General features: G+C 40.0%; 22 protein-coding genes. 12 read left to right on the top strand and 10 right to left on the bottom strand.

The features are described from left to right. The first annotated feature begins 63 nt into the window (after positions 1-63). Positions 64-1728 (top strand): glutamine--tRNA ligase, encoded by a 1665-nt coding sequence (gene glnS / locus CWC04_RS13460; RefSeq protein ID WP_054982561.1) that lies wholly within the window; start codon positions 64-66, stop codon positions 1726-1728. Between the two features lie 128 nt (positions 1729-1856). On the opposite strand, the gene fur is transcribed toward glnS, so the two are convergent. The 5 genes from fur to CWC04_RS13485 form a co-directional block, all read right to left on the bottom strand. Beyond that, on the bottom strand, positions 1857-2300 hold the full coding sequence (gene fur / locus CWC04_RS13465) for a ferric iron uptake transcriptional regulator (protein ID WP_004586675.1): 444 nt from the start codon (positions 2298-2300) through the stop codon (positions 1857-1859). 188 nt (positions 2301-2488) lie between these two features. Next, entirely contained in the window at positions 2489-3016 is a 528-nt protein-coding gene (fldA, locus tag CWC04_RS13470; RefSeq protein ID WP_004586674.1) for a flavodoxin FldA, read from the bottom strand. 14 nt (positions 3017-3030) lie between these two features. After that, positions 3031-3309, bottom strand: a complete 279-nt coding sequence (ybfE, locus tag CWC04_RS13475; RefSeq protein ID WP_004586673.1) for a LexA regulated protein — start codon at positions 3307-3309, stop codon at positions 3031-3033. Between the two features lie 2 nt (positions 3310-3311). Then, the gene (locus CWC04_RS13480) at positions 3312-3533 is read right to left on the bottom strand and encodes a DUF2788 domain-containing protein (RefSeq protein WP_004586672.1); all 222 of its coding nucleotides are present in this window, start codon (positions 3531-3533) and stop codon (positions 3312-3314) included. A 95-nt stretch (positions 3534-3628) separates the two neighbouring features. After that, entirely contained in the window at positions 3629-4396 is a 768-nt protein-coding gene (locus CWC04_RS13485) for an alpha/beta fold hydrolase (protein ID WP_138685658.1), read from the bottom strand. A 344-nt stretch (positions 4397-4740) separates the two neighbouring features. Here CWC04_RS13485 and seqA point away from each other — a divergent pair, with 344 nt between their 5' ends. The 7 genes from seqA to CWC04_RS13520 all read left to right on the top strand — a co-directional run bounded on the left by seqA (position 4741) and on the right by CWC04_RS13520 (position 12666). After that, positions 4741-5316, top strand: a complete 576-nt coding sequence (gene seqA / locus CWC04_RS13490; protein ID WP_138685659.1) for a replication initiation negative regulator SeqA — start codon at positions 4741-4743, stop codon at positions 5314-5316. A gap of 10 nt (positions 5317-5326) precedes the next feature. Continuing rightward, the gene (gene pgm / locus CWC04_RS13495; RefSeq protein WP_138685660.1) at positions 5327-6964 is read left to right on the top strand and encodes a phosphoglucomutase (alpha-D-glucose-1,6-bisphosphate-dependent); all 1638 of its coding nucleotides are present in this window, start codon (positions 5327-5329) and stop codon (positions 6962-6964) included. Between the two features lie 79 nt (positions 6965-7043). After that, on the top strand, positions 7044-8096 hold the full coding sequence (astE, locus tag CWC04_RS13500) for a succinylglutamate desuccinylase (RefSeq protein WP_138685661.1): 1053 nt from the start codon (positions 7044-7046) through the stop codon (positions 8094-8096). A 265-nt stretch (positions 8097-8361) separates the two neighbouring features. Next, a complete protein-coding gene (locus tag CWC04_RS13505; RefSeq protein ID WP_138685662.1) occupies positions 8362-9576 on the top strand; it encodes a thiamine pyrophosphate-dependent dehydrogenase E1 component subunit alpha in 1215 nt (404 codons plus the stop codon). Next, positions 9576-10553 (top strand): alpha-ketoacid dehydrogenase subunit beta, encoded by a 978-nt coding sequence (locus CWC04_RS13510; protein ID WP_138685663.1) that lies wholly within the window; start codon positions 9576-9578, stop codon positions 10551-10553. The genes CWC04_RS13505 and CWC04_RS13510 overlap by 1 nt, the downstream gene beginning before the upstream one ends. An 8-nt stretch (positions 10554-10561) precedes the next feature. Beyond that, a complete protein-coding gene (locus CWC04_RS13515; protein WP_138685664.1) occupies positions 10562-12160 on the top strand; it encodes a dihydrolipoyllysine-residue acetyltransferase in 1599 nt (532 codons plus the stop codon). 140 nt (positions 12161-12300) lie between these two features. Then, a complete protein-coding gene (locus CWC04_RS13520) occupies positions 12301-12666 on the top strand; it encodes a DUF805 domain-containing protein (RefSeq protein ID WP_054982556.1) in 366 nt (121 codons plus the stop codon). Between the two features lie 68 nt (positions 12667-12734). Here the strand turns inward: CWC04_RS13520 and CWC04_RS13525 are convergent, their stop codons facing one another. Together CWC04_RS13525 and CWC04_RS13530 are read right to left on the bottom strand one after the other, a co-directional pair. Then, positions 12735-13904, bottom strand: coding sequence for a putative manganese transporter (locus tag CWC04_RS13525; protein WP_138685665.1), 1170 nt, complete (start codon positions 13902-13904; stop codon positions 12735-12737). Between the two features lie 140 nt (positions 13905-14044). Further along, positions 14045-15670, bottom strand: coding sequence for a M28 family metallopeptidase (locus tag CWC04_RS13530; protein ID WP_138685666.1), 1626 nt, complete (start codon positions 15668-15670; stop codon positions 14045-14047). Between the two features lie 113 nt (positions 15671-15783). Between CWC04_RS13530 and CWC04_RS13535 the strand changes: the two genes are divergently transcribed. From CWC04_RS13535 to CWC04_RS13550, 4 genes are all read left to right on the top strand, one after another. After that, complete coding sequence (locus CWC04_RS13535; RefSeq protein WP_024033558.1) at positions 15784-16596, top strand: DUF3025 domain-containing protein; 813 nt, start codon at positions 15784-15786, stop codon at positions 16594-16596. Beyond that, positions 16593-17381 carry an ABC transporter ATP-binding protein gene (locus tag CWC04_RS13540; RefSeq protein ID WP_138685667.1) on the top strand — a complete coding sequence of 263 codons (789 nt, stop codon included), beginning with the start codon at positions 16593-16595 and terminating at the stop codon, positions 17379-17381. Before CWC04_RS13535 ends, CWC04_RS13540 begins: the two co-directional genes overlap by 4 nt. Beyond that, positions 17374-18582, top strand: coding sequence for an ABC transporter permease (locus CWC04_RS13545; RefSeq protein WP_126007145.1), 1209 nt, complete (start codon positions 17374-17376; stop codon positions 18580-18582). The genes CWC04_RS13540 and CWC04_RS13545 overlap by 8 nt, the downstream gene beginning before the upstream one ends. A 292-nt stretch (positions 18583-18874) precedes the next feature. Beyond that, positions 18875-21931 (top strand): ATP-binding protein, encoded by a 3057-nt coding sequence (locus CWC04_RS13550; RefSeq protein ID WP_138685668.1) that lies wholly within the window; start codon positions 18875-18877, stop codon positions 21929-21931. A 17-nt stretch (positions 21932-21948) separates the two neighbouring features. Here the strand turns inward: CWC04_RS13550 and CWC04_RS13555 are convergent, their stop codons facing one another. The 3 genes from CWC04_RS13555 to tsaA all read right to left on the bottom strand — a co-directional run bounded on the left by CWC04_RS13555 (position 21949) and on the right by tsaA (position 25537). Next, positions 21949-22788, bottom strand: coding sequence for a UDP-2,3-diacylglucosamine diphosphatase (locus tag CWC04_RS13555; RefSeq protein WP_138685669.1), 840 nt, complete (start codon positions 22786-22788; stop codon positions 21949-21951). Positions 22789-23017: 229 nt separating this feature from the next. Beyond that, positions 23018-24742: a proline--tRNA ligase gene (locus CWC04_RS13560; RefSeq protein ID WP_138685670.1), complete on the bottom strand. Its 1725-nt coding sequence runs from the start codon at positions 24740-24742 to the stop codon at positions 23018-23020. Positions 24743-24832: 90 nt separating this feature from the next. Beyond that, a complete protein-coding gene (tsaA, locus tag CWC04_RS13565) occupies positions 24833-25537 on the bottom strand; it encodes a tRNA (N6-threonylcarbamoyladenosine(37)-N6)-methyltransferase TrmO (RefSeq protein ID WP_138685671.1) in 705 nt (234 codons plus the stop codon). Between the last annotated feature and the right edge of the window lie 153 nt (positions 25538-25690).

Genomic DNA, 25690 nt, shown 5'->3' on the forward strand with positions numbered 1-25690 from the left:
GTGTTTGTTTTTGTAATAATGCATTAGTTTTGTTATCACGAATATTCAGAGGATCGCACTCCTATGGCGGAAATTGAGAATCGCCCAAGTAACTTTATAAGAACTCGAATTGATGAAGATTTAGCAAGTGGCAAACATGCAACTACGCATACACGTTTTCCACCTGAACCTAATGGCTTTTTACATATTGGCCATGCAAAATCAATTTGTTTGAATTTTGGCATTGCAAAAGATTACGATGGTTTATGTAACCTACGTTTTGATGATACAAACCCAGAAAAAGAAGATATTAACTACGTTAATTCAATCAAAGAAGACGTGCAGTGGTTAGGCTTCAACTGGAGTGGTGAGATAAAATATTCGTCAAACTATTTTGATACCCTATACGGCTATGCAGTAGAGCTTATTGAAAAAGGCTTAGCGTACGTTTGTTTTTTAACGGCCGATCAAGCACGTGAGTATCGCGGTACGTTAAAAGAGCCGGGTAAAAATAGCCCATACAGAGACACCTCAGTAGAAGAAAACCTCGCATTGTTCGAAAAAATGCGCGCGGGTGAATTCAAAGAAGGTGAGTGTGTGCTACGCGCTAAAATTGATATGGCAAGCTCATTTATGGTGCTTCGCGATCCAATTATTTATCGCGTTCGTTTTGCTCATCACCATCAAACAGGTGACAAGTGGTGCATTTACCCAATGTATGACTTCACACATTGTATTTCTGATGCGCTTGAAGGGATAACCCATTCATTGTGTACACTTGAGTTTCAAGATAACCGTCGTTTATACGACTGGGTACTTGATAACATCAGCCTTGAATGCCACCCACAGCAAATTGAGTTTTCGCGCTTAAATCTTGAATACACAATTATGTCTAAGCGTAAGCTAAACGACTTAGTTGTAAATAACTATGTAGAAGGGTGGGATGACCCACGTATGCCAACTATTGCTGGTTTACGTCGTCGTGGTTATACACCGGCTTCAATACGTGAGTTCTGTTTACGTATCGGTGTGACTAAGCAAGAAAACATGGTTGAAATGGGCATGCTTGAAGCGTGTATCCGTGAAGACTTAAATGAAAACGCACCACGTGCAATGGCAGTACTCGATCCAGTTAAAGTGGTAATAGAAAACTTTGATGCAGATAAAGTAGAAACATTGTCGGTAGCTAACCACCCTAATAAAGAAGAAATGGGGCGTCGTGAAGTACCGTTTACTCGTGAGCTTTTCATTGAGCGTGAAGATTTCCGCGAAGAAGCGAATAATAAATTTAAACGCTTAGTTCTTGATAAAGAAGTACGCTTACGTGGTGCTTATGTAATTAAAGCACAGCGTGTAGAAAAAGATGAAAATGGTGAAATTACCACTATTTACTGTACTTACGACAACGAAACACTAGGTAAAAACCCAAGTGACGGTCGTAAAGTAAAAGGGGTTATTCATTGGGTTTCTGCGCCTGAGTCGGTTAATGCAGAAGTTAGATTGTATGACCGTTTATTTAATGTACCAAACCCAGGTGCAGCTGAAGAGTTCGAATCGACACTTAACCCTGATTCGTTAGTTGTATTAGAAAATGCAAAACTTGAAGCATCGCTTGCTAAAGCCGAACCGGCTCAAGGCTTTCAGTTTGAGCGTACTGGCTATTTCTCACGTGATACAAAGTCAGAAAATTTAGTATTCAACCAAACGGTTGGTCTTAGAGATTCATGGGCTAAAATCGAGAAGCAGTAACGCTTTTATAATACCAATTTGCATAATATCTCATTATTGCAAATTGGTATTAAACACAGTTTAAATGTTTAATTTTAAGCACAAAAAAACCTGCAATAGCAGGTTTTTTTTATTACTATAGCGCGTTATTAGCTATTTGAATCGCTAAATGCTTTACACGCTGCTTTGTCTTGACACTCACCGTATAGGTATAAAGAGTGATTTGTTAGTGTAATACCGTTTTCTTCGGCTATTTCTAACTGGCGACGTTCAATTAAGTCATCTTCAAATTCAACAACTTTACCACATTTTAAACACACTAGGTGGTCGTGGTGAGTGCTGCCAGAAAGTTCAAATACTGACTTTCCGCCTTCAAAATGGTGACGGCTTACAATACCTGCGTCATCAAATTGGTTTAATACACGGTAAACAGTCGCAAGACCAATTTCTTCACCTAAATCTAAAAGAATTTTGTATACATCTTCAGCGCTGATGTGTTGGTTATCTGGAGATTGTAGAATTTCTAAGATTTTAATACGCGGTAAAGTTACTTTTAAACCGGCTTTTTTAAGTTCCAAGTTATGATCAGTCATTAAATCTGTCTCAAATTTGTTTGGTTATACTAGACATCTCTTACAGATGCACACGACACATTAGCAATAACAAGGATAACGCGCCTAAGCACTGAGTGCAAAGAACAATTGATCAATTTTGCTATTAATTCTAAAGTCGCTAACTGTTTGATAATTATTTAAACAGTTAGCGATAAAAGGGGGGGAGATTAGTCTGCTAGTTCGCTTAAGCACATTTCATCATATACTTGTGCGCACCATGCTTTAACACGTTGTTCTGTTAATTCAGGTTGGCGGTCTTCATCAATACCTAAGCCTACAAAGTGCGTGTCATCAGCCATACCTTTAGATGCTTCAAAGTCGTAGCCTTCACTAGACCAATGGCCAACCACAATAGCACCGCGCTCGGTAACGATATCGTTGATCATACCCATAGCGTCTAAAAAGTATTCTGCGTAGTCTTCTTGGTCGCCACAACCAAAAATAGCCACTAACTTACCTTCAAAGTCTACTTCTTCAAGCTCAGGGAAAAAGTCATCCCAATCACATTGTGCTTCACCGTAGTACCAAGTAGGAATACCGAATAAGATTAAATCGAACTCTGCAATCTCTTCTTTAGAGCTTTTTGCAATGTCGTGTACAGCCACAAGCTTTTTACCCAATTCTTTTTGGATCATTTTTGCTACGTGTTCTGTATTACCTGTGTCACTTCCGAAAAAAATGCCTACACTTGCCATGGACTTCAAACCTTTTATCTATCAATAGCCAATCTTTCTTGTAAAATTGTTTCAATCAGCGCACTACGGCTAATATTTTGTGCATCTGCCATATCACTCAGTGCCTGATATAACTGTGATGAAACTTTAAATTCTACACGCTTTAAACCGCGTGCTTTATCTCGTTTTATTTGATTACGTTTATTAACCTTTAACTGCATATCCCTTGGTAAAGGGTTCGTTTTAGGCCTGCCTGGGCGCTTTTCGTATTCAAATAAATCGGGAGTTGTTCTATCTGTTTCTGACTTCGCCATGCCTAACCTACACCTGCACCTTGCCAAAAAACTTGTATAAGTCCTTTCGCAATAAAGCCAGAACACCCTAAAAAGAGGACGCCCCACACAATGTAGCGACCAAACTTAGGTACGTTACCACTATTAAGTACGTCTTTAATTGCCAGGCCGATGAATACAAAAATACCGGCTAAGCCAAAGTACAACCCTAGGGTATCAAATTCGTTAATAAACTGACTGACCATCAACGTATAACCTTTAAATTAAACGGCGCGTACTATAGCATATAAATATGCATTAATTTAGTACGGATAACCAAAAACACATGATTAAAATTGCATTAAAGCTCTGTTAAAAAGTCATTTATTGCTTTATTAACTGCAGCGGGTTTTTGTGCATGAAGCCAATGTCCTGCACCGTGTATAATTTTTGCTCGTGTATTTTTAAAGCGCTTTGTTATTTCATCGCGGTATTCTGGCAGTATGTAATCAGAATCGTTGCCTTTGATAAACAAAGTATCGCACAAACAAGAATTGTTTTCATTAACATTGGCGGTGATTGTCGAATATTTTTCATCAAGTACATCTAAATTAAATCGCCATTTGTACTGTCCATCGTCATTTTTAGCTAAGCTTTTTAGTAAAAACTGCCTAACACCTAGCTCATTAATGTACTCGCTCATAATAGCATCGGCTTGTTTTCTATCAGTAACCTGGCTAGTTGCCACTTTTTTTAGTGCATTAATAATTTGTGTGTGGCGGGCAGGGTAACTCACTGGGGCAATATCAAGTACCACCAGCTTATTTACTTTTTGGCTATGCATTAGCGCCACTTCCATCGCCACTTTACCGCCCATTGAATGGCCAATAAGGTGCGCATTGTTAATATTTAACGCGTTCATTAGCTCAACAATATCTGCGGCCATTGCAGGGTAGTTCATTTCATTACTGTGCGGTGAAGCGCCATGGTTACGCAAATCTACATTAGTTACCCTAAAGTGCTCGCTCAATGGTTTTGCAATAACATTTAGGTTTTCTAAAGAGCCAAATAAACCATGAATGATCACTACATCCGGACCTTCACCATATTGTTTATAGTTTAATAGCATGACCGCCTCCTAAAATTTTGGCTTAGTTTGCCGAGCATTCCCCTAAAAAGCAAAAGATATAACGGTTAACTGCTCTGCACGCGCCTTTTATGGGGTAACACCGTTTATTTTTACGCCAGTTATGGGCTATTTGGTGTTACCAGCCTAATGGAGATAAAAATATGGGTAGTATTTTTAAAAGCTGTTAATTACTACATTGGGTTTATAAGCAAATAATCAACACACCTTTATTAGCGCGTTTATAGGTTATGTTTGTGCGAGTGCTTGTTGTAACTCGCATTTATATTTGGTTTGGGTATAATCACGGGGAAAGAAAAAATGTGGCCCGTAATGACAGGAACAACATGAAACAAATCGACATAGACGACGAGTTATATCAGTATATTGCTAGCAATACACAAAGTATTGGCGAAAGCGCATCCACTATTTTACGTCGTTTATTAAATCTAAACGGTGATGACAACACTCCCGTTGCTAAGAACAATCAAAACAACCAAACAGCTACTCTAGCCTCACTTGACGACACGCCAGCTACTAAAGACAGCCAAGAGCAAGAGGCTGTCACACCCGTGAAGCAAACAAACGCTAATGTATTTAATATTCTAAATAAAGAAGAACTAGCAATGCAAAAAGGGGTGGTAGGCAGGTTTTTATTTATTTTAAGTGCTTTTTATAGAACGCATAAAAAAGAGTTTAGTGCTGTGCTTGATATAAAAGGGCGCGACCGCGTTTACTTTGCAACCAGCAAAGAAGACTTAGTTAATAGCGGCAGTAGTATGAACCCTAAAAACATTACCGACAGTGAGTACTGGGTAATGACAAATTCAAACACGACACGTAAAAAAATGATGCTACACGAGGTTGCGCTGTGCTTAGGTTATTCAGCAGAGCAAGCAGAAGAAATTCGCGATTACTTGTAAGGAAATAAACATGGCTATTCATTCAGGTGCTGGGAAAACTGCGCCACATTCAACTTTAGTTAACGTACCAAAACTGGTATCGGCTTATTACTTAAATGAGCCAGACTTAGAGCAAAACCCAGAGCATTGTGTTGCTTTTGGTACGTCGGGTCACCGTGGTTGCTCTTACGATGTTAAGTTTAACGAATCTCATATTTTAGCCATTACACAAGCTATTTGTGACTACAGAAAGCAAAACGACATTTTTGGTCCGCTTTTTTTAGGTAAAGATACCCATGCATTAAGTGAAGCTGCTTTTAACTCTGCCATAGAAGTATTAGTGGCTAATGAGGTGCAAGTAATCACCCAGCAAAATCACGATTACACGCCAACCCCTGTCATTAGCCATGCTATTGTTTGCCATAACAAATTAAATCCTAACGAATTAGCCGATGGTATTGTGGTAACGCCTTCACATAACCCGCCAGAAGACGGTGGCTTTAAATACAATCCACCTAACGGCGGCCCAGCAGATACCGACGTAACTAAATGGATTGAAGACAGAGCAAATCAATTACTATTAGAAGATTTAGTAGAAGTTGAGCTGTTTCCATTTGCTAAAGCATCGCGTTCAGGGTTTATTAAATACGAAGACCTAATGACGCCATACATTAACGACTTAGAAAATATCGTTAATTTAAAAGCCGTTAGCGATGCGGGTATTAAAGTAGGTATTGACCCGCTAGGTGGCTCTGGTATTAACTTTTGGCCATTAATAGCGCAAAAATATAATTTAGATTTAACCGTAGTAAACGACAGTGTTGATCCGCGTTTTGCATTTATGCCACTTGATAAAGATGGCAAAATCCGTATGGATTGCTCATCACCTTACTCAATGGCTAATTTAATTAAATTAAAAGATGACTTTGATATTGCTATTGGCAACGACCCAGATTACGACCGCCACGGTATTGTTACCCCAGATGGATTAATGAATCCTAATCACTTTTTAGCTGTAGCGATTGATTATTTATTAAAACACCGCGATTGGGACAGCAGTGTAGAAATTGGCAAAACGCTGGTTTCTAGCTCAATGATTGACCGCGTAGTAGCTCGTAATGAGCGTAAAGTTAAAGAAGTGCCGGTTGGCTTTAAGTGGTTTGTCGATGGCTTAAACAAAGGTAAGCTTGCCTTTGGTGGCGAAGAAAGTGCTGGTGCTGCGTTTTTACGATTTGATGGCAGTGTATGGTGTACCGACAAAGACGGCTTTATTATGGGGTTACTTGCAGCTGAAATACTCGCAGTAACAGGTAAAACACCATCAGCGCTTTATAAAGAGCTAGAGCAAGAATTTGGCTCTCCACTATATAAGCGTTTAGATGCCCCTGCTAGCAGTGCGCAAAAGTCACGTTTAAAAGCACTTAGTGCAAGCGATGTTAAAGCCGATACATTAGCTGGTGAACCTATTTTACAAAAACTGACTCATGCCCCTGGCAATGATGCGGCCATTGGCGGCTTAAAAGTAGTGACAAAAAACGGCTGGTTTGCAGCACGTCCTTCTGGTACTGAAGATATTTATAAAATTTATCTTGAGTCTTTCAAAGGTGAAGAGCATTTAGCACTATTAGAAAAAGAAGCGAAGCAATTAGTTGATTCTGTGATCAGCTAACACGGCTTACACTATTTAAAAACGGCTGATTTATTCAGCCGTTTTTGTTTGTATCTCTCACACTATAAAAGGGCTTATCATGTTAGCCAAACCAGATTATTTAAATGAACTAATAAATAGCGGCGATTTTTTAACACTCAGTCGCGATAATGAATGGCATTTAGAGGCAAGTGAATTTGCTTTAGAAAATGGAACGCGCGTAACCGTTCACGATACAGGCGTTATTGAATTTCAACCACAGGGCACAACAACAAAAGATGTTGTGCTTTCAAGCGCTGTACACGGTAACGAAACCGCACCTATAGAAATATGTGACGAGCTAATAAAAACCATAATAAAAGGTGAGCTTGCATTAAATCAGCGTGTGCTCTTTATATTTGGTAATCCAAAATCAATAAATATTGGCCTGCGTTTTGTAGAAGAAAACCTAAACCGTTTGTTTAACGGCCACCACACTGTTAAAGGTGTGCCAATGAATGACGAGCGCACACGCGCAGCAAAACTAGAAGAGTATGTAACTGACTTTTTTACACGGGGTGAGCAAGGCAGTGCACGTTATCATTATGATTTACATACTGCTATACGTGGCTCAAAAAATGAAAAATTTGCTGTTTATCCTTATCTTCATGGTAAACCATGGAAAAAATCGCAGTTACAATTTTTACTTAGCTGCGGTGTAAATACCGTATTGATGATGAAATCACCGGCAACCACATTCAGTTACTATTCTTCGTTTGTTCATGGCGCTGATTCATTTACCGTTGAACTGGGTCAAGTTAAACCGTTTGGTGAAAACGACATGGCTCGCTTTGCAAAAACCAAGCAAACGCTAACTGCATTAATTAGCCAAAAAGAAGTGCAATACCCTCAATTTAATGCAAGTGACTTTGAGCTGTTTGCCGTGCATCGCACAATTAATAGAACGCAGCAGGACTTTAGCTTTCCGTTTTCTGATGATGCAGAAAATTTCACAGGGTTTGCTAAAGGTGAGTTGCTAGCAACAGACGGCGATACCCCTTATTATGCCGATGTGGAAGGCGAAGCTATTATTTTTCCAAATGCGCACGTTGCACTTGGGCAAAGGGCACTGCTTACCGTTATTCCTATGCAAGTAGATAGTAATTTCGTCTAATAAAACTCATCAGACCACTCATCTTAAATATTTAACTGTATGTTTTTATTAGTTTAATAAATGCGTACAGTTAACTTTCCATATTTTTAATCGTATTTTACTTTTGTTTCGTCTTACACTTGTTGAATAACATCTTACGTTAACGTAAGGTGGTGGCAGCTTTAATTAAATACAGCGCAGATGCTGCAAAGTTTATTCGCAAGCCTCACCCATAATAAAAACTTAAAAGGGGCGCTGTATCACAGACAACAAGAGAAGGTAGGTTATGAGTAATCCAAATAACGTATCGCTGAATATTAACCACGACCTCGAGTTTATAGACGGTCATGCGCTAACTATTCCAACCCTTAGTATTTTAACTGAGGACGGCGACATTCATCCTAGTGCTACCGCACCGACTATTTCTAAACACACAGCGATTAAACTATACGAAACAATGCGTTTTATTCGCCTACTCGATGAGCGGATGCAAGGGGCGCAGCGCCAAGGCCGCGTAAGCTTTTATATGCAATGTTTAGGTGAAGAAGCCGCTGTTACTGCCTCTGCTGCCGCACTTGATCAAGATGACATGATTATGGCGCAATACCGCGAGCAAGCCGCTTTGCATTACCGCGGATTTACGCTTGACCAATTTATGAATCAAATGTTTTCTAATGAGTTAGATTTAGGAAAAGGCCGCCAAATGCCGATTCATTATGGTTCAAAAGAATTAAATTATATGACCATATCATCGCCCCTCGGTACGCAAATTCCTCAAGCTACAGGGTATGCCTACGGGCAAAAAGTAAAACACATTGACGCAAAAACCGGCGAACTTGCAAGCACCATAGATAATGTGACTATTTGTTACTTTGGTGAGGGCGCAGCATCTGAAGGTGACTTTCATGCGGGTTTAAATATGGCTGCGGTACACAAAGCCCCTGTTATATTTTTTGCACGTAATAACGGGTATGCAATATCAACACCTGCAGATGAGCAATTTAAAGGCGATGGTATAGCATCGCGAGGCGTAGGGTATGGCATTAAAACCATACGAGTTGATGGCTCAGATGCATTAGCCGTGTTTGCAGCAACACAAAAGGCCCGCGAAATTACAGCAACGCAGGGCGAGCCGGTATTAATTGAATCAATAGCGTACAGATTAGGTGCTCACTCAACCTCAGATGACCCAAGTGGTTACCGCTCAAAAGATGAAGAGGCCACGCATAAAGTTTGCCCAATTGATAAATTTAAAAAATGGTTGATCAAACAAGAGTGGTTAAACGAAGAGGACGATGATAAAGCGAAAGACACTATTCGTGAAGATATTTTAGCCGCCCTTAAACGTGCTGAAAAAGTGCAAAAGCCAGCGCTTGAAGAGCTCATATCAGATGTTTACGATACGCCAATTCCTTCACTTGAGCGCCAATATAACGATTTAAAAGCACATATAAAGCAGCACCCAGATGCGTACCCAATCACAGCAGGGAGAATTAAGTAATGGCTAAAATGAACATGCTACACGCAATTAATTCTGCGCTCGATATCACCATGAATGAGCACCCTCAGGCGTGTATTTTTGGTGAAGATGTTGGCTATTTTGGTGGTGTTTTTAGAGCGACCTCAGGTTTGCAAGAAAAGTACGGTAAACACCGCGTATTTAACACACCGCTTACAGAGCAAGGTATTTTAGGTTTTGCCAATGGCTTAGCCGCGTTTGGCGCACCTGCACTTGCTGAAATACAATTTGCTGATTATATTTTTCCGGCATTTGACCAAATAGTTAATGAGTCTGCCAAGTTTAGATACCGCAGTGGTAATGAATTTAACGTGGGCAATTTAACGATTCGCACACCGTATGGTGGCGGTATTGCGGGGGGCTTATATCACTCACAATCGCCAGAGGCATACTTTGCCCATACGCCAGGGCTAAAAATAGTGGTACCGCGTAACCCGTACCAAGCAAAAGGGTTACTACGAGCAAGTATTAAAGACGATAACCCCGTTATTTTCTTCGAGCCTAAACGTTTATACCGCGCTTCTACCGGCGAAGTACCAGAGGATGATTACACCATTGAGCTGGGTAAAGCCGAAGTAGTACAAGAAGGTACAGATATCACTGTACTTGCGTGGGGCGCGCAAATGGAAATTGTTGAAAACGCAGCAAAACAAGCCAATGAACAAGGCATTAGTTGTGAGGTGATTGACCTTAGAAGCATATTACCTTGGGATGTTGAGACAATTGCTAAGTCGGTCACTAAAACAGGACGTTTAGTGATAAGCCACGAAGCGCCTATTACCAATGGCTTTGGTGCCGAAATTGCGGCGACTATTCAGCAAGAGTGCTTTTTACACCTTGAGTCACCTATTATGCGTGTATGTGGATTAGATACACCTTACCCATTAGCACTTGAAAAAGAATATGTGCCTGATGCGCTAAAAGTAATGGCCGCAATTAAACAATCAATGGATTTTTAGGGGATACCATGGCTAAAGATTTTATATTACCCGATATTGGTGAAGGCATTGTTGAGTGCGAAGTGGTTGAATGGCTAATACAAGAGGGTGACACAGTAAAAGAAGATCAACCCATTTGTGACGTGATGACCGATAAAGCCCTAGTGCAAATACCGGCTGTGCACGATGGCATAATCACTAAATTGTATTATCAAAAAGGGGAGATAGCGCAGGTTCATGCACCCTTGTTTGCTATGAATGTAGCCGATGAGCAAAGCCAAAGCGATGAAACACACACAGAACAAGTGCAAAATACACAAAGCGACAACGCATCGTCAGAGCATTTAGAAGATTTTATTCTTCCAGATATTGGTGAGGGGATTGTTGAGTGTGAAATTGTTGATTGGCTAGTGGCCGAGGGCGATGAAATACAAGAAGATCAGGCTGTGTGTGATGTAATGACCGACAAAGCTCTTGTACAAATTCCGGCTAAATACACAGGTACAGTGCAAAAGCTTTACTATCAAAAAGGTGAAATTGCTCAGGTACATAGCCCGTTATTTCAAATGAGCATAGCCGGCAGTACAGCTAAACCAAATGTAGATGTAAACGAAGCCGTTGTAAAAGCACAAAGTAAAGCGGCAGATAAATCTGTAGCAACGCAGCAAACAACAGCAAATAAAGTTGTTAATAAAAAAGCGGTTGCCTCTCCAGCTGTAAGGCGCAAAGCGCGGGAGCTTGATGTTGATTTAACGTGCGTACCGGGCAGCGGTAAAAATGGCCGCATTTATAAACAAGACATAGAAGAATTTATTAAAGGTGAGGTACCTAACACAATAGATACATCACCACTTAGCAGTGCTACTACTAAAAACAGTGTTACTCAAAATAAAGAGCCACAATCGCCACAAACACAAAACGGTGGTATGCGAGCAGAGCCAATTAAAGGCATTAAAGCGGCTATGGCAAAGCAAATGATGGCCTCGGTCTCTACAATCCCTCACTTTACCTTTAGTGACGAGATAGACTTAACGCAATTAATTGCCCTGCGAGCGAGTTTAAAAGAGCAGTATAAAGCGCAAGGTGTAAAGCTCACTATGATGCCATTTTTTATCAAAGCGTTATCGCTTGCGATGAAAGAGTACCCAGTGCTTAATTCTAAAGTAAATGATGATTGCACTGAGCTTACCTACTTTGACGATCATAATATTGGGGTAGCAGTGGATTCAAAAGTGGGTTTGTTAGTGCCTAATATTAAATCGTGCCAATCTAAGAGTATTGTTGAAATTGCAAACAGTTTAACAAGCCTAACTGATGCAGCACGCGAGGGGCGCGTAGCGCCAGATGACTTAAAAGGGGGCACCATTAGCATTTCAAATATTGGGGCAATTGGCGGCACTATTGCGACCCCGATTATTAATAAGCCAGAAGTTGCTATTGTAGCATTAGGGAAGTTACAACACTTACCGCGCTTTGATGAAAGCGGCCAAGTTGTTAGCAAAGCTATTATGCAAGTGAGTTGGTCTGGGGATCACCGTGTTATTGATGGCGGTACAATTGCGCGCTTTAATAATTTGTGGAAATCGTACCTAGAAAGTCCATCGGCGATGATGATGGGTATGAGTTAAAAATTAAACTGACAAAAAAACCAGCAATTTGCTGGTTTTTTGTTTTAAAGCGCGGTGTTTTTAATTAAGATACAAATGTTACTAAAAGGTAATAAAATTAACCCGCTAGGGAATATAAAAACTAACACTAAGGAATTGTAATGGAACATTATATGAACGCGCTGCGTAGCTACGCAGATTTTTCAGGACGTAATCGCCGTAAAGCATTTTGGATGTTTTACTTAATAAATTTATTAATCAGCATAGTACTAGGTGTTGTTGATGAGCTTATGGGTGTAGCTGTAATTGGTACTATCTATAGCTTGGCACTGTTAATTCCGCAATTGAGCGCTGGCGCACGCCGTTTACACGATACTGGCCGTTCTGGCTGGTGGCAGCTACTTTGGTTAGTGCCAATCATTGGCTGGATTGTTATAATTGTATTCCTTGCGCAAGACTCACATGAAGGTGAGAACGATTATGGCCCAAATCCAAAAGAGTTAGCGGCTGAACCTGTTTCTGTATAAATAATACGCTAACATTAAAAAAGCTCAGCAATTGCTGAGCTTTTTTATACTTATGATTTTTTAAACTGTTAACTTAAAAAGTAAAGCCCGTAACCAACAACTAAAGCAGGTATAGAGGTATACAAGGTAGCAATTACAGCCGCTTTTGGCGCCATTGCAATAGCAGGAAACAACGCATCGCCATCATTTGAAATCGCATTAGCAGCTAATGCACTAAAAGGAATAATGCCCTGTATATAAAGCGTGGTTACAATTATTTGTGGCCCACAGCCAGGTAAAAAACCAATGACGACTGCAATTAACGGTGCTAAATAGGCGTAGTGCATAAACCAGGTTTTTAAATCAAGGCCTACCAAACTGACTAATATTTCAAACAGCATGAACGAAGCCACCACCCATGCAGTTACAAAATGGGTATCTTGTAATACTTTTATAAGCTTTGAAGGCGGATTACATTCATCCTCTTCTGAGGTAATTTCTTTATAGGTTTCACCTTTACAAGAGTAGGCCCATATAACAACCGTAAACAGTGCCATTGCTGCACCAAATAAGCTAATACCGGTGCTGGTATATTGACCAAATTGGTTAAAGTCCACATTAAAGGCAATTAAAAACGCAATGATTAAACTTGGAATAATGGCAAACATCCACACAGGTTTGCTAATTTTTATTATTTTAGTGGGCAAAACTTTTACTTGGTGCTTTTGCTCTTGTGCGCTGGGACGTAAAAAATCAGGTTTGTGAATTGCATTAACTATTAATCCACACAGTGTGCCTACCACTAAACCTATAGCCATTATTGTTAAACCTTCAGTGGGGCGCGTAGCAAGCAGTAAAAAAGCAGCATCGCCCATTGTGGCGGTAAGTACAGCAACAATAGCCCCAAAGCTTGCTTGGCCTTTAGTGTATTGAGTAACCACAATAATTGCACCACCACAGCCGGGTAAAGCGCCAAGAACGGATGCAAACAGCACTTCAAGCGACTTAGATTTAGCGCTTAAGTAGCTCATTTCTAATTGAGGGATATGTTCTATTGCGTAGTAGTAAATAAGTAACGTAGCCGCTACAAATACACTAACCTGAAAAAACGCATCACTGAGAGCAGTAATGGTTATTTCGCGAAGACTAGGAACAGCTAAACATACCAATAAAAAAAGTGGTAGGAGTAAGCGTTTATTTTGGCTAACAAACCGTTTGGAAGCTGGCGTAATAAATCCTATTTGAGAGAGTAAAATCATAAGTGTGCCCCAGTTTTATTTTAACTAGGACACACTTTATACATTTTGCAAATGATAATCAATATCATTTGCATCTATTTAAATCGATAGCTCAGTTTGAGTTTTTCGATGGTAAATAACCTACGTTTAGGCGAAATACATTATTTGCGTTGAAACTCTGAGTTTTCGTACCATGCTGGCCATTGTGCTTGCTCAGAAATATCAAAGCCTACTTTATAAAACAATTGTAAGTCTTGCACCGCACCCGATAAATCCCACTCATCGCGGTATCTGTCACAGGGTTGATGGTAACAACCACGTAGCACTAAGCTCATACGTTTACGATAATTTGCTGTATCCTCATCAGCGGCAACAGTACCGCCGCCTGCATACATAGCCGGAATACCCATGTTTGCAAATGCAAAGTGATCAGAGCGGTAATAACCACCTGATGATGGTTTAGGGTCGCCCGCTATTGTTCTACCTTGCTCTTTTGCTGCTTTGGCTAGTAGGTCGTCCATTTGCGACTTACCTAAACCTACTACGTTCATGTCTTTTACTTTACCTAATAAGTTTAGGCTATCCATGTTTATATTGGCGACTGTTTTATCAGCAGCAATAACCGGGTTAGCAGCGTAGTATTTAGATCCAAGTAAGCCTTGCTCTTCAGCCGTAACAGCTAAAAATGTCATTGAGCGAGTAGGGTGCTTTGGCAGCTTAGTAAATGCCTCTGCAACCTCAATAAGCCCCGCAGTGCCTGTGGCGTTATCGTGTGCCCCATTATAAATTTGGTCGCCCTTACGGGTTGTATCTGTACCTAGGTGATCCCAATGCGCTGAATAAATAACATGTTCATCCGCTTTTTCGCTACCCGGCAACGTCGCAATAAAGTTATACGACACCGATTTTTTAATTGTATTTTTAACATTAACTGATGCAGTTAAATCCCCCATGTCAACGTTATACGCACCTTTAGCTGCATTGGCTTTTGCAGTCTCAAAATCAAGACCCGCTTTAGCAAATAACTCTTTTGCTACATCAGTGGTCACCCAGCCTTCAACCGCAACGCGGTCCATATTGTTGTTCTCTTTTTGAAAACCAAACTGCTCACCGCTCCATGAGTTTTCAACCACTGACCACGGGTATGACGCAGGGGCCGTTTCGTGAATGATGATAGCACCGGCTGCACCTTGACGACTCGCTTCTTCATATTTATAAGTCCAGCGGCCATAGTAGGTCATTGCATCGCCGGTAAATAACGCAGGATCTTTTGTAGCAAAACCCGGATCGTTAACAAGCATAACAACAGTTTTGCCTTTTACGTCTAGGCCTTCGTAATCGTTCCAGTTATATTCAGGGGCATTTACACCGTAACCTACGAAGACAAGCTCTGAATTTTCAATCCCTTCTTGTGCGCTAATGCGGCTACTGCCCATAACCATGTCTTTTTTGTATTGATAATCTTTACCACCAATACTTAATACCATATTTGAATCAGCTTCTAATGAAACAAGCGGCACTTCTTGTAAAAAGCTATCACCATTACCGGGTTCAAACCCTAATGCTTTGAATTGAGTGGTCAGATAATCAAGCGTTAACTTTTCACCTTCAGATGAAGGCGCTCTACCGCCAAATTCATCAGAGGCAAGCACTTTAATGTGCGCTGCAAGTTCATCTGCTTTAATACTGTTGTAACCCTTTGTTACATCGGTAGGTGTAATACTTGTTGTTGCACAGCCAGCTAATACAGCGCCAGCAATCAGTGTGAGAGAGAAATATCGTTTCATAGTAGCTCTATTCTTGTTCTAAGATGTGATTAGTATATTAACTTCTATTAATTAGAACCAGTTTTTGCGGTAAACTGCCCGCAAATTAACAGCATAAATTGTTAAAGGTATAAATGAAGCGCTTTACTCCGCCCGAGCAATGGCAAGTTAGTAGTTTGAAAAGCGGTGCGTTTGAGCACTTACGAACACTGTTTAATATTGATAAACAAACTGATTGGCCAACCCCCGATTGGTTCAGTGTATATTTGAATGCCATTAATGCTAATAACCTCCCCATAACGTTTGAAGACGATGCAAACGTTGATTTTGGCGAGCGCTATTACGAGCAAGTCATTTTTGAAACTGGCGTAGTGCCAACACGCAGTAAAAATTGGCACGACTTATTTGGTGGCTTTATTTGGTGTTTGTTTCCAAAAACCAAGGCGCTTATTAATCAGCGCCACGTACAAGAAATAGCGCAGCACGGCTTAAAGCAACGTACTAAACATCGTAATGCACTCACATTATTTGACGAGTGCGGCGTGGTGCTTGCCATTAGTGATACTAAGTGGCAAACGCTTTTAACAGACCACCAATGGAAAACTGCATTTATAACTCACCGAGAAGAGTGGGGCAAAACAATACAACCTTTTATGTTTGGCCACGCTAATTATGAAATGCTCACAAAGCCCTATATTGGTTTAACGGGTAAAGCGTTATTTGTATGTGTACCGGATGAAATATTTTGTAAAGATTTAGTTACTCAATATCAGTACCTAGACCAAGTACTTTATGAGAAGATAAAAATAGAGCATTGCTTAGCCGATAACAAACAGCTTTCTCCATTGCCATTATTAGGTGTACCAGGATGGCATGACGCAAATGAGAATGAATCGTTCTATGATAATACCGACTACTTTAGAGCTAAACGAAGGATACGAAAATGATAGAAGTCGCAGGGCTTAAAAAAAAGTTTAAGTTAACCAAGGATCACAAAAAAAATAAAGTTGATGATATAGACCCGCGTGAAGATAAAGATTTTTTTCATTCAGTAAGAGATGTCAGCTTTCAATGTGCAAAAGGCGAAGTGTTAGGGTTACTTGGCCCTAATGGCGCGGGTAAAACTACTACATTGCGTATGCTCTCAACTGCACTTAAGCCCGATGAAGGCACAATAACTATTGCCGGCAACGACATAATTAAAAAGCCGTTAGTAGGGCGCAAGTCTATTGGTTTTTTATCCGGTTCAACTGGTTTGTATGCTCGTCTGACCGTTAAAGAAAATATTGAATACTTTGCAAAGCTTCATGGAATGAACAAAGAGCAAATAGCGGCTCGTTGTGAAGAGCTTTTTACTTTGCTCGACATGCATAAATTTATTGATAAACGTGCAGAAAACCTATCTACCGGCATGAAGCAAAAAGCTAATATTGCACGCGCTGTGGTACATCACCCAGAAGTGGTGGTACTCGATGAGCCAACAACTGGTCTTGATATAATGACCACACAAACAGTGATCAACTTTATAAAAGGCTTAAAGGCGCAAGGCACGCCTGTTATTTTTTCAACGCACCATTTAGATGAAGTGGCCCTTTTATGTGACCGTGTTGCGGTAATTAATGAAGGCGTAAGCTGCTTTGATGGCACACTTGCTGAATTCAAACAGGCAGGTAATAGTGAAGAGCTAAACCAAGCGTTTATGAACATATTAACGGAGAAACACGATGTTTGAAGTTTTTAAAAAGGAATTAACAGAACTCCTACGCGATAAAAAAACCTTGTTGTTTGTAGTCGCTTTACCCGTTGCGGTGTTTCCCTTATTATTTGCCGTTATGGCGTTTATTAGCTCTCAAGCGGCACTCGACGCTGAACAAAAGGTACATACCTACGCCATTATTAATGGCGACTACGCGCCAGAGTTTACCGAAAAAGTGTTTTATCATAAAAGCTTTGAACTTTATAAAGGTGCTAAAACCTTTAATAACATTGAAGAGCTAAAAGAAGGGGTAATCGCAGGTGATATAGACATGGGTATATATTTACCCACTAACGCTAAACAAGCCTTAAATGATGCCCAGCAAAGTAAGTGGGAAGTGGTATTTAATGATGCTAAATCTATCAACTTTTTATTTCAGCGTGTAAAAGAGCTCGCCAAAGAGTATAGCGATGCATTACAAACAGAAAAATTAATCAGTTTTGGTATTGAAAAAGAAGCCCATTTAGCACTTTTAACCCCTATTGAAGTAGTAAAGGTTGATACCGCCGATAAACGTGAAAACTTAGGTGAAAAGCTAGGTGGCTTTTTGCCCTACCTACTGATTCCTATAGTTCTTATGGGCGCTACGTACCCAGCAATAGATTTAGGTGCAGGTGAAAAAGAGCGCGGTACATTAGAAACCTTATTGCTTACACCTATTACGCGTACAGAGCTTGTACTAGGCAAATTTATAACCTTACTGACAACCTCAATTGCATCAACAACTATAACTGTACTCAGTATGGGCGGGTGGATAGCGGTAGCCCTTGCATTTGCAGACCTAGAAGTAATTAAAACAGCATTTAGCTCATTAGCGGTAAGCGATTTGTTAATGATTTTTGTATTGTTACTACCTATTGCCGCGATATTCTCAGCATTGGCATTAGCAATATCTATTTATGCTCGTACATTTAAAGAGGCCCAAAATTACATGGCACCTTTGAGTATGGGGGTGTTTTTTCCCATCATTGTATCCATTATGCCTAATGTAGAGCTAACAGCTAAAACTGCTTTTATTCCTGTTACTAATGTAGCGCTCGCAATTAAAGAAATTGTTAAAGGCACGGTAGATTACACCTTGGTTGGCTTAATATTTTTGGCTACGGCACTTATTGCCGGCGCGTTACTTGCCTTTTGTGTTAAGTGGTTTAACCGCGAAGACGTATTATTTAGATAGTTTAAGGTTTTATAAACGGGCAAGGTATTGTCTTGCTCGTTTACCTTTACTACCCATTAACTGTTATCGCTTATAATTTTTTATTTGCCGTCTATATTAATTTGTATGTTTTTTAGAGTGGTATTCATCTTAAATTAACACTGCTTTTTAATAGTAATACTAAGTGATTGGTTTAGAGTATTTGTTCAAACTTTAATTACACTTTTTTAAGTAACTAATTATTTTTACTTCTATTTTTTATCAAATAATCCTCTATAATCTAACCTAGAAAATAGTGAGGAGTGAGGGTTCAATGCTAAAAAGGAATGTATTTATAACAGCAGCAAAAGGTAATAAATTATTACTGGTTGCCATTATTGTTTTTTTAGTTATTGCATTGCCTTCGGTGTATGTGTTTGAAAAAAAAGTGCGCGCAGAGATATATAACGATGCACGTAATGAACTCAATCGTGAGCTTGAAACAAAAGCCGCGTCTTTAAAAAACCATTTAAACGACAGTATTACCGCTATTCGCTTTTTAAACGCCACTCCACCTATTCAAGGTATATCTAGAGCGACCGATAACCAATTAATCGACCCACTATTACAAACCCCAATTGCTGTATGGCAAGACCGCCTTGCTGATATTTTTAGCGGGTTTATGCAAACCGACGATTCTATTTTGCAAGCACGTTACATTATGCTTGCTGAAAATGGCCAAGAGATAGTACGTGTAGACCGCTTTTTAGGTGACATAATTAGGCTACAGGGCGCACAACTGCAAAAAAAAGGCGGGCGAGACTACGTACTTAAAGCCAGCATGCTTGATGAAAAAAGTGTGTATATATCGCCTATTAACTTCAACCGCGAAAACGGTGAAATACAAAAACCCTTTGTGAGTACATACCGCGTAGCTAAGCCGGTTTTCGATCATTTAAAGCAAGTGTTTGCAATTTTAGTGACAAACTACTCCGCAGATAAGTTATTTGAAAGTTTAACGTTTGAACTTCCACCTGGGATTAATATTTATTTGCTTAATAATGAAAGCGAATTTTTATACCACCCAAACCCTGATTTACGGTTTGGCTTTGAATTTAACCAAGCCAAAACCTGGAGTGATGAATTTAGCCCCACACAAAACATGAATTCTCACGAAACCTTGTTAATAGGTGATGCACCAGAACAGTACTTTTTAAATAAACGGGTAAGTTTTGAAGGCGATATTGCCATGCTGCCGTTAGAGATGGCCGTTTCTATTGATTCTGAAACCTTATTGGAACGCGTTGCAAAAAGGCGCGAAAGTTTTATTGCCATTACCGCCACATTTTTTACCATATTTATAATTATTACGCTGTTATATCAGCGTTATATTAATCGCAAGCTGCTTATACATTCTTTAACAGAGCAAAATAATAAAGTGATTGAAAATTCACTCGACGCTATTATTACCATAGACAGTGATGAAACTATTATTCACTGTAATCAAACGGCTAAAAAAGTTTTTGCGAGTAGGCTAGGTAATGACAACACCCGCTTTAGTAACTTATTTACCCTTGCAGATGAAGATAAAAACTGCATTAGTGAAACCATAGAGCACGGCTCTAAAATGCCATTTGAAGCGGTTTATACTGGTGATGATGGCAATAAAGAATACTATTCAATCACGCTGACCAGCGTATTTGATGTATTTAGTAATCGTTATCAAGTTGCTGCTATTTTACGTAATATCAGCTCGTTAAAGCATACTCAATCACAGTTACAGGGTTTAAACAGCACGTTAGAGTTAAAGGTATCTCAGCGTACTGTTGAACTTGAGCGAGCGATTGACCAAGCCCTTGCCGCAAGCCAAGCAAAAAGTGACTTTGTAGCCAATATTTCCCACGAAATACGCACACCCATGAACGGTGTTTTAGGCATGCTTGAAATGCTTAAAGAAGACAGCCTCACTGAGCAACAGCAACATTATTTAAAGTTAGCCAATAGCAGTGCACACTCGTTAATGAGTTTAATTAACGATATTTTAGATTTTTCTAAAATTGAAGCGGGTAAACTAGATATTGATAATCACTCGTTTGATGTTATCTCTGTCTGTAGCGATATGATTAATTCAATTGCGCTGCAGGGCCAACGTAAAGGGCTAGAGGTCTTTTTAAATACCCAAAACGTGGTCGACAGAATGGTTATCGGTGATAGCCATCGCCTTAAGCAAATTTTAATTAATTTAATAAATAATGCGTTTAAGTTTACGCATAAAGGCGAAGTAAGTTTAACCTTAAACTCTAAATACATTACCGACAGTAAAATTTTAATGAGCTTTATAATTAAAGACACCGGTATTGGTATTGCCACTGAAAACATCGATAAACTGTTTGATGTGTTTACCCAAGAAGATTCAAGCACAACGCGCCATTTTGGTGGCACCGGTTTAGGGTTATCTATATGTAAAAAACTGGCGCAATTAATGGGCGGTAATATTACCGTTAGCAGTGAAAAAGGCGTAGGCAGCACCTTTGTTGCAACGGTAGAGTTACATGTGGCGCAACAGCAAAAACTTAATACCGGCATTGAGCTTTCTAAAGAGGTCAGTGTAGCGGCGCTTATTGCCCGCGATAATGTATTTAAAAATGTATGCGGATTATTAACTCAAACCTGTAAAATTCAGCCGAGCCATATTACAAGGCTCGACTACTTTAGTGAACACAGCGAATTTGATGCCGATTTACTGATTATTGATGACGAACACCCGCAAGTTAATGCGCTAATAAGCTACTGCGAAAAGGCAGATAAAAAATATGTGCTTATATTGCGAGACATGGTGGTTAATAAGCAATCTAAAAAGGTGTTTCCTGAGCATAGCCACATTTTGCACAAACCACTTACGCAAGATCAATTTACATATAAGCTAGGCAGTATTTTTGGTGCTAATAATGAGTTTGTTTTAACCGCGCCTAAACAAGCAAACGACATAGAGCCAGAGCCTGAGTTGTCTAAATATCATGTATTATTGGTTGACGACAACATGATTAACATTGAGGTAGCGAAGGCTATTTTAAAACGCACAGGGATAAAAATTACCTGTGCAAGTGATGGTATAGAAGCACTCTCTGCCCTTAAATTTAATCAAGAGCAACCGTTTGACTTAATTTTAATGGATTGCCAAATGCCTAACCTAGATGGCTACGATACCACCAGCGAGATAAGAAATGCTAAAGCTGGGGTTGAGTATATTAGCATTCCAATTATTGCCATGACCGCAAGTGCAATGGAAGGCGATAGAGAGCGTTGCATTACCGCCGGCATGAATGATTATATTACCAAGCCAATAAAGCCTAAAACGCTTAAAAATAGGCTGCTAACCTGGTTAAACTAAATGAGCTAAGTCAGCAGTTACGCTGCTGACTTACTTGGTTTGGTATCAGTTTGAATAGGTTTAACTAAGCTGGTTACATCGGCTGTATCAAGTACTTTTTGCGTATCAGACCAATGCAACAGCTCTATTTTACCGTTTGGCTGCTCAACTAATGCGGTACAGCTTTCAATCCAATCACCATCATTACAATACACTATGCCATCTACTACTTTAATTTTAGGGTGATGGATGTGTCCGCAAATGATGCCATCGACCTTTTGTTTTTTTGCCTCATGAATAGCGGCATCTTCAAAAGCCGCTATGGCTTCACGGGCTTTATGTACGCGTGCTTTTATCCATGCAGCAAGCGAATAGTAGTTACCGCCAAACACTTTACGAACTCGGTTAGTCCAACGATTTAAAAACAGCAGTAAGTCGTAACCTGCATCGCCTGCAATACTAATGAGCTTGTTGTAGCGGGTTGCCGAGTCAAAGTCATCACCGTGGAGCAGTAAAAAGCGTTTATTGGCTTTTGTGGTATGAATAAACTGCTGGTGGACTTCTACACCAAATAAAGTTTGATTTATGTAGTGGCGAAAGGTCTCGTCGTGGTTACCAGGTATGTATATTACACGGGTGCCATCAAGGGCTTTTTGTTGAATGCAACTAAGCACTTGGTAATGAGATGGGTGCCAATAAAAACTGCGCTTCATCGCCCACAAATCAACAATATCACCTACTAAATAAAGCGTATCGCATTCAATTGAGTTTAAAAAATCTAATAAATAGTCGGCTCTACAGTCTTTATACCCTAAGTGTACATCCGATATCCAAACGGCTGGATAATGTTGTTTTTTACGCTGTTGATTGTTTGTCATGCCCGTCATCCATAGTGTAATAATTAAACACTGTAGATAAATCTAATGACACTTATGAGACACTTTAGCGAAGCCTCCATGACAATTTATATCCAACCAGCTAATTAAAGTTTATTGTGCTGGATAGAAGATTAGGTGACCAGCTTTTATATACATTACCATTAAACGCGCATAAAAAAGGCCGCATGTTTAAATGCGGCCTTATAATTTGTTTTAAGCGTGGGTGTTATTAACCTTTAACAGCCGCTTTAATAGTCTCAATTGCGGTGTCTAAATCAACCATTAACTTTTCACCGGTACGGCGATTTTTGAGCTCAACCTTGTTTTCATCAAGGTTACGCTCACCAATCACTAAAGTATAAGGTACACCCATTAATTCCATGTCGTTAAACATAACGCCAGGGCGCTCTTTACGATCATCAAATAAAACATCTAAGCCTGCATCTTTTAAACCTTGGTATAGATTATTAGCAATATCAGGAATACGATGCGACTTATGCATGTTCATTGGCACAATAGCTAAATCAAATGGGGCAATAGATTGTGGCCAAATAATACCGTAATCATCATTATTTTGCTCAATAGCCGCTGCCACAATGCGCGAAACACCAATACCGTAACAACCCATAGTCATTACTTGGTTTTTACCCGACTCGCTCAGTACGCCTGCTTTCATGGCTTCTGAGTACTTAGTACCAAGTTGGAAAATATGACCAACTTCAATACCGCGTTTAATTTGTAAAGTACCTTGTCCACACGGGCTCGGATCGCCTTCAACAATGTTACGAATATCAGCAACTTGATATTCTTTAACATCGCGATCCCAGTTAATTCCGCTAAAGTGCTCGTCATCTTTATTAGCACCGGCAACAAAATCTGCCATTACATTAGCAGTTCTGTCTACAATAATTGGCATTGATAAACCCACAGGGCCAAGTGAACCTGGCTTTGCACCAATAGCCGCAACAATGTCAGCCTCAGTGGCCATTTCAAGTGGAGAGTCTACAAGTGGGTGCTTTTCAGCCTTTAATTCGTTTAACTCGTGATCGCCACGTAGTACAAGCGCAACTAAACCACGTTGTTCGTTTTCATCTGGCGTACCGTACACAATTAAAGTTTTAACACCGCGGTGTGGTTTAACGCCGTAGTGTTTTTTAAGCTCGCTAATTGTTTTAGCATCCGGTGTAGGAAACGCTTTAAGCTCTTTAGATGGCTCAGGGCGGCTTTGAGTTGGAGCTAACGCTTCTGCTTTTTCGATGTTAGCTGCATAATCGCTTGCATCACTAAAGGCAATCGCGTCTTCACCTGATTCAGCAAGTACATGAAACTCATGTGATAAGCTACCACCAATAGAGCCTGTATCAGCAAGTACTGGGCGGTATTCTAGGTTTAAGCGTTCAAAAATATTACAGTACGCTTTGTGCATTACTTTATATGTGGCATCTAAACACGCTTCACTTAGATGAAATGAATACGCGTCTTTCATCGTAAATTCACGTGCACGCATTACACCAAAGCGTGGGCGTCTTTCATCGCGCACTTTAGTTTGTACTTGGTACAAAGTAACAGGCAGTTGTTTATAGCTGCTAATTTCTTTACGAACAAAATCTGTAATTACTTCTTCATGCGTAGGGCCTAGCGCAAACTCACGGTTATGGCGGTCGTTAAAGCGCACAAGTTCAGGACCAAATTGCTCCCAACGGCCAGACTCTTGCCATAAATCAGCAGGTTGAATAACCGGCATCAACATTTCTATTGCGCCTGCTTTATCCATTTCTTCACGAACAATACTTTCTACTTTACGAAGCACGCGTAAACCAGAGGGTAACCATGTATATAAACCCGAAGCGACGCGACGGATCATACCGGCTCTAAGCATTAATTGATGCGAAACAATTTCAGCATCTGATGGCGTTTCTTTAAGTGTTGCGAGTATATATTGACTGGTACGCATGATTTTTCCGAAATTAAGTAATATGTTCTTTTTAATAGGGCACTAAGTTTACCAGCGCTTGCTTTTACACTAAAGCGCTAACTGCACTTTTTAGTTATTTTCTATACTTGTTACTAAGTTATGCTCGCCGTTAACCTGCCAGCGTATATTATAATTATACAGTGTCATACCATAACTTTGCTCGCCTTGTTTTTGTTTTTTATAGGCAGGGCGTGGGTCTTGTTTTAGTACATTAGCAATAAAATCTTCAAGCTCAGGGTAGTGTGTTTGCTTGGCAATAAAGTCAATTGCCTCGGGTGAAAACGCGACGCTCATTTGTGTTTCTGGTCGGGTATCGGCAAAACCGGCACTGGCGTCGTGCATTGCATCTGAATACGGTAAGTAAGGCTTTATGTCGATGATAGGCGTGCCATCGAGTAAATCTATACCAGCAAGCAGTAAACTAAGTTGGCCGTTTTTATACTCAACGCCTTCAAGTTTTACAGCGCTCATCCCAATGGCGTTTGGTCTAAATGTGGCGCGTGTTGCAAAAACGCCTTTGCGCTCATTACCGCCTAAACGTGGTGGGCGAACCATAGCTGAATAGCCTTTATCGGCGGTTTCATGAAACCTAAACAACAGCCAAATATGGCTAAATTCTTCAATGCCTCGCACAAATTCTTCACGATTAAACTCAGCAGTAAAAATAAGTTTGGCTTTAGCTTGAGGCACTAAACGTGGCTGCCTTGGTATTGCAAACTTTTGTTTATAAGGGGATTGAATGTGGCCAACAGCCGAAATGCTATAATCGCTCATAATGCTCAGTTAACTAAAAAATAGGGCGCTATTCTACCTCTATTTGGTATTTATAGCAGTACAGTTAATACGTTATATTTTATACTGGCTGGTTTAATGGAGTATTAGACTAAGCGGTTTAAAATATAGTGATTAGTGTTTATACCAATTTGC

This window comes from Pseudoalteromonas sp. S2893, from assembly GCF_005887105.1.
GTDB lineage: Bacteria > Pseudomonadota > Gammaproteobacteria > Enterobacterales > Alteromonadaceae > Pseudoalteromonas > Pseudoalteromonas atlantica.

Coding starts and splice junctions, on each gene's coding strand:
- glnS (WP_054982561.1), top strand. CDS start 64: ATGGCGGAAATTGAGAATCGCCCAAGTAACTTTATAAGAACTCGAATT.
- fur (WP_004586675.1), bottom strand. CDS start 2,300: ATGACTGATCATAACTTGGAACTTAAAAAAGCCGGTTTAAAAGTAACT.
- fldA (WP_004586674.1), bottom strand. CDS start 3,016: ATGGCAAGTGTAGGCATTTTTTTCGGAAGTGACACAGGTAATACAGAA.
- ybfE (WP_004586673.1), bottom strand. CDS start 3,309: ATGGCGAAGTCAGAAACAGATAGAACAACTCCCGATTTATTTGAATAC.
- CWC04_RS13480 (WP_004586672.1), bottom strand. CDS start 3,533: ATGGTCAGTCAGTTTATTAACGAATTTGATACCCTAGGGTTGTACTTT.
- CWC04_RS13485 (WP_138685658.1), bottom strand. CDS start 4,396: ATGCTATTAAACTATAAACAATATGGTGAAGGTCCGGATGTAGTGATC.
- seqA (WP_138685659.1), top strand. CDS start 4,741: ATGAAACAAATCGACATAGACGACGAGTTATATCAGTATATTGCTAGC.
- pgm (WP_138685660.1), top strand. CDS start 5,327: ATGGCTATTCATTCAGGTGCTGGGAAAACTGCGCCACATTCAACTTTA.
- astE (WP_138685661.1), top strand. CDS start 7,044: ATGTTAGCCAAACCAGATTATTTAAATGAACTAATAAATAGCGGCGAT.
- CWC04_RS13505 (WP_138685662.1), top strand. CDS start 8,362: ATGAGTAATCCAAATAACGTATCGCTGAATATTAACCACGACCTCGAG.
- CWC04_RS13510 (WP_138685663.1), top strand. CDS start 9,576: ATGGCTAAAATGAACATGCTACACGCAATTAATTCTGCGCTCGATATC.
- CWC04_RS13515 (WP_138685664.1), top strand. CDS start 10,562: ATGGCTAAAGATTTTATATTACCCGATATTGGTGAAGGCATTGTTGAG.
- CWC04_RS13520 (WP_054982556.1), top strand. CDS start 12,301: ATGGAACATTATATGAACGCGCTGCGTAGCTACGCAGATTTTTCAGGA.
- CWC04_RS13525 (WP_138685665.1), bottom strand. CDS start 13,904: ATGATTTTACTCTCTCAAATAGGATTTATTACGCCAGCTTCCAAACGG.
- CWC04_RS13530 (WP_138685666.1), bottom strand. CDS start 15,670: ATGAAACGATATTTCTCTCTCACACTGATTGCTGGCGCTGTATTAGCT.
- CWC04_RS13535 (WP_024033558.1), top strand. CDS start 15,784: ATGAAGCGCTTTACTCCGCCCGAGCAATGGCAAGTTAGTAGTTTGAAA.
- CWC04_RS13540 (WP_138685667.1), top strand. CDS start 16,593: ATGATAGAAGTCGCAGGGCTTAAAAAAAAGTTTAAGTTAACCAAGGAT.
- CWC04_RS13545 (WP_126007145.1), top strand. CDS start 17,374: ATGTTTGAAGTTTTTAAAAAGGAATTAACAGAACTCCTACGCGATAAA.
- CWC04_RS13550 (WP_138685668.1), top strand. CDS start 18,875: ATGCTAAAAAGGAATGTATTTATAACAGCAGCAAAAGGTAATAAATTA.
- CWC04_RS13555 (WP_138685669.1), bottom strand. CDS start 22,788: ATGACAAACAATCAACAGCGTAAAAAACAACATTATCCAGCCGTTTGG.
- CWC04_RS13560 (WP_138685670.1), bottom strand. CDS start 24,742: ATGCGTACCAGTCAATATATACTCGCAACACTTAAAGAAACGCCATCA.
- tsaA (WP_138685671.1), bottom strand. CDS start 25,537: ATGAGCGATTATAGCATTTCGGCTGTTGGCCACATTCAATCCCCTTAT.